Below are 4,385 nucleotides of genomic sequence, written 5' to 3'. Positions count from 1 at the left end.
ATGATATATTAATTAAAGAAAAAGATAAAGCTATTGATTAATCAATAGCTTTATCTTTTTCCTTAATTAATATATCATTATAAAATTTTACTTCATTTCCATGTACTTAAATAAGATTTTTAAGTTTAGTTATATTTACATTATTATCTTTAAAAACTTTTAACGCATCTATTTTATTAATTTTACCATTAATTATATATCTACTTCTCCTATTATGGAGTCTTTTTTGANNNAATCAATAGCTTTATCTTTTTCTTTAATTAATATATCATTATAAAATTTTACTTCATTTCAATGTACTTAAATAAGATTTTTAAGTTTAGTTATATTTACATTATTATCTTTAAAAACTTTTAACGCACCTATTTTATTAATTTTACCATTAATTATATATCTACAATTCGACATATAATCAAAGTTCCTTTATAATTCCTTATTTTTATAATAAAAAAGGCAATGCATTGCATTACCTTCTATTAATATTATCCAAATATTTTATTAGTTAAAGAACATGCTGTACAAGTTGCAGCAACTCCACCTAATGCTGTTTCTCTTAATTCCATTGGAAGAGTCTTACCTACTTTATACATAGCCTCTACTGTTTCATCAAATGGTATTATATTTAATATACCAGCTAAACATAATTCTGCAGATATTAAAGCATTTGCAACACCTATAGCATTTCTTCCTTGACAAGGTACTTCAACAAGTCCTGCTATTGGGTCACATACTAATCCCATAACGTTTTGTAAACAATGAGATGCAGCATGCACTGCTTGTTCTGGGCTTCCACCCATCATTTCAACTACACCAGCTGATGCCATTGCTGCTGCTGCTCCAGTTTCAGCTTGACATCCACCTTCAGCACCTGAAACAGTTGCATTTCTAGTTATTATAGCTCCTATAGCTGATGCTGTGAATAATGCATCTATCATAGTTTCATCATCTATGTCATATTCTTTACCTATTGTAACTATAGCTCCTGGAAGTATACCACAAGAACCTGCTGTTGGTGCAGCAACTATAAGTCCCATAGAAGCATTTACTTCCATAGTTCCCATTGCAGCAGCCATAGCTTTATTCATTAATCCTCCAGAAACAGTCTTTGCAGATGAATTTCTAAAGTTAGTTAACTTCTTAGCTTCTCCACCTATTAGACCACCCATAGATTTTATATCTTCTTTAACTGCTTTTTCAACAGCTTCTTTCATTATATTTAAACTTACTCTCATTTTATTTCTTACTTCTTCTTTTGATATTCCAGTAAGTTCTGCTTCTCTTTCTACACATAACTCATGTATAGTCATATTTAATTCTTTACATTTTTCTAATAACTCTGCTCCACTTGTGAAATTATATTTCATTTTTGTCTCTCCTCACTTATTAGAATTTATCTAAAACTACTACTTTAGCTACTACTTCAAATTTTCTTAATTGATCTATTAAGCTTGTCTCTAATTCATCATCTGTTTCTATTGTTAAGAATGTGTATTCTGAATTAGCTACTTTATAAGTAGATATAGTTGCTATATTTTTATTATAATGACCAAGTAATCCTGTTATAAATGCTATTGCACCAGGTATATCTTTTAGTTCTAATACCACAGCGCTTCTTGAACCATTAAAGTCAAGTGCTAATCCATCCATTTCAGTAAGCTTTATGTTACCTCCACCTATAGATGCACCCATTACACTTGATTTAGAACCATCTTCTAATATCATTTCCATTTTAACTGTATTAGGATGAACGTTTTCTCCTAAGTCAGTTTTAATGAATTCAAATTTTACACCTTGTTCTTTTGCTAATTCAAAAGAATGCTTTATTCTGGCATCATCTGGCTCAAATCCTAATATACCACCAACTAATGCTTTATCTGTACCGTGACCTTTATAAGTTTCTGCAAATGATCCGTGAAGTAAAAACTTTACTTCCTTTACTGGTTTTCCTGCTATTTTAGAAGCACTCTTTCCAAGTCTTGCAGCTCCTGCAGTATGAGAACTTGATGGACCTATCATATTAGGACCTACTATATCAAATACACTATAATCTTTAGCCATTACTTTACCTCTCTTCTTATCTCGTTGTATATAGAATTAAACTTAAATTTAATATTTAAGTATTCCTACTTTTTACTTATATCTTTTTAGGTATATTGATAAAAGTATATATATTATTAAATTTAATTTTAAAANNNATTTATAATTTATAGAAATTAACTATATATGTGTAACAATACACCTTTTATTTTAATTTAATTAAATTCGTTTTTTAAAATTTTAATTTTATTATATATCTATTGATTTTTTTAATACAATACCATTAATAGATTTATATATATTATAAAAATCTATTGAGTAAANAAATGACCAGTTTATAACTGGTCATTTCTTTACTATAAAACTATCCTATAGCTATTACTTCTATTTCAACCTTAACATCTTTTGGAAGTCTTGCAACTTCTACACAAGCTCTAGCTGGTTTATTTTCACCAAAGAACTCAGCATATACTTCATTTATTTGAGCAAATTCATTCATATCTTTTATGAATACTGTAGATTTTACTACATGAGAAAAATCAAGTCCAGCTTCAGTTAATATAGCTTGAACATTTTTTAAAGATTGAGCAGTTTGAGCTTTAACATCTCCTTCTACTATTTCCATAGTTTCAGGTACAAATGGAACTTGTCCTGATACAAATAACATATTTCCAGCTTTAACAGCTTGAGAATATGGTCCTATAGCTTTAGGTGCATTTTCTGTATGTATTACTTGATGTTTCATATTAAAATTCCTCCTACGAATTAAATCTCTATGTGTATATTACACATCTTCATTTATCATTATACTATCATATAACTTTTATTGCATATATATTTTTTATATTAAATAGAAATAAAAGTTAGCTTTATAATTTAAAGTTAACTTTTATTTCTATTTTATTTAAATTACATTTCTACTATTTCAAACCCTGCTTTTGTTATACATGCTTTTAATCTATCTATATGTTCTTGATTGAATGTTTCAAGTACCATTTCTGTAATAAGGCTACCTAATCCACCACCTATAGATGATTTTGATAAATTAACGTTTAATATATTTGCATCGTTTTCACTTATTATTTTAGTTAATTCAGCAAGTCCTCCTGGCTTATCTTGTATAGCTGTTCTGAATGCATATCTTCTACCCTCTTTAGTTAAAGCAGTACCTATAACTCTGTATACAGTATTAACATCAACATTTCCTCCAGATATTATACAAACTACATTTTCACCTTTTTGAGGTACATATTTTCTACTTAATAGTGCAGCTGTACTTACAGCGCCAGATCCTTCAGCTACAACCTTTTGATTTTCCATTAAGAATAGCATACCTTGTGCTATTTCATCTTCTTCTATTACTATTATTTCATCAACCAATTCTTTTATTATATCAAAAGTTAAGTTTCCTGGTGTTTTAACAGCTATACCATCAGCTATTGTAGTACCTTTAAATGCTGTTGTAACTTCACCATTTTTCATTGATTCATGCATTGAAGGTATATTTGCAGTTTGAACACCTACTATTTTTATATTAGGGTTTATTCCTTTAGCTGCTACAGCTATACCAGCTATTATTCCACCTCCACCGATTGGACAAAGTATAGTATCAACATTTCCATTTAATTGTTCAAGTATTTCAAGACCTATTGTACCTTGTCCTGCTATTACATATTCATCATCAAATGGATGTAAGAAAGTTGCTCCAGTTTCTTTTTGTAATTCAACTGCTTTTGCATAAGCATCATCATAAACTAATCCGTTTAATACAACTTCTGCACCATATCCTTTTGTTGCAGTAACTTTTGCTAAAGGAGCAGTAGCTGGCATTACGATTGTAGCTTTTATTCCTGTCATTTTAGCACCTAGTGCAACACCTTGAGCATGATTTCCAGCACTTGAAGCTATAACACCATTTGACTTTTCTTTATCAGTTAAGTTTGCTATCTTATTACAAGCACCTCTTAATTTAAAAGATCCTGTTTTTTGAAGATTTTCACATTTATAGAAAACATTTGCCCCAGTCATAGAACTAAGCTTTGCACTTTCTAATATATCAGTTTTCTTTACTATATCTTTTATCGTTTCTCTTGCATTTTTTATATCTTGTAACGTAACTTTTGTCATTTTACCAATCTCCTGTAAACGTTTTTCTGACTTCTTATTAACAATTAGATTGTATAACTTTTGTTTACAAAAATCAACATATTTTTTTAAAGTTTAAATTGTTTTTTCTTTCAAAAAATTAAAATGTTCTTACAATTAACTATATTWATTTACAATCTTTTACTTCCATACATATGCATCTTTAACTATATTTTTGCGCATCAATTCTTCAAATTTATCAT

Annotated in this window: 4 protein-coding genes; all 4 read right to left on the bottom strand. The window is 28.7% G+C overall.

Annotated elements, in window-relative coordinates; translation table 11 throughout:
* Window positions 1–482 precede the first annotated feature (482 nt).
* Window positions 483–1,364, bottom strand: coding sequence for an L-serine ammonia-lyase, iron-sulfur-dependent, subunit alpha (gene sdaAA, locus G3997_RS02020; RefSeq protein ID WP_296647278.1), 882 nt, complete (start codon window positions 1,362–1,364; stop codon window positions 483–485).
* A 19-nt stretch (window positions 1,365–1,383) separates the two neighbouring features.
* A complete protein-coding gene (gene sdaAB, locus G3997_RS02015) occupies window positions 1,384–2,058 on the bottom strand; it encodes an L-serine ammonia-lyase, iron-sulfur-dependent subunit beta (RefSeq protein WP_296647276.1) in 675 nt (224 codons plus the stop codon).
* Window positions 2,059–2,401: 343 nt separating this feature from the next.
* Complete coding sequence (locus G3997_RS02010) at window positions 2,402–2,782, bottom strand: RidA family protein (protein ID WP_296647274.1); 381 nt, start codon at window positions 2,780–2,782, stop codon at window positions 2,402–2,404.
* 164 nt (window positions 2,783–2,946) lie between these two features.
* Window positions 2,947–4,164: a threonine ammonia-lyase gene (gene ilvA, locus G3997_RS02005; protein WP_296647272.1), complete on the bottom strand. Its 1,218-nt coding sequence runs from the start codon at window positions 4,162–4,164 to the stop codon at window positions 2,947–2,949.
* Between the last annotated feature and the right edge of the window lie 221 nt (window positions 4,165–4,385).

This window comes from Romboutsia sp. 13368 (assembly GCF_018336475.1).
Lineage (GTDB): Bacteria > Bacillota > Clostridia > Peptostreptococcales > Peptostreptococcaceae > Romboutsia.
The sequence above is the reverse complement of the archived record's forward strand: the minus strand, read 5'-3'. Positions and strand labels throughout refer to the sequence as shown.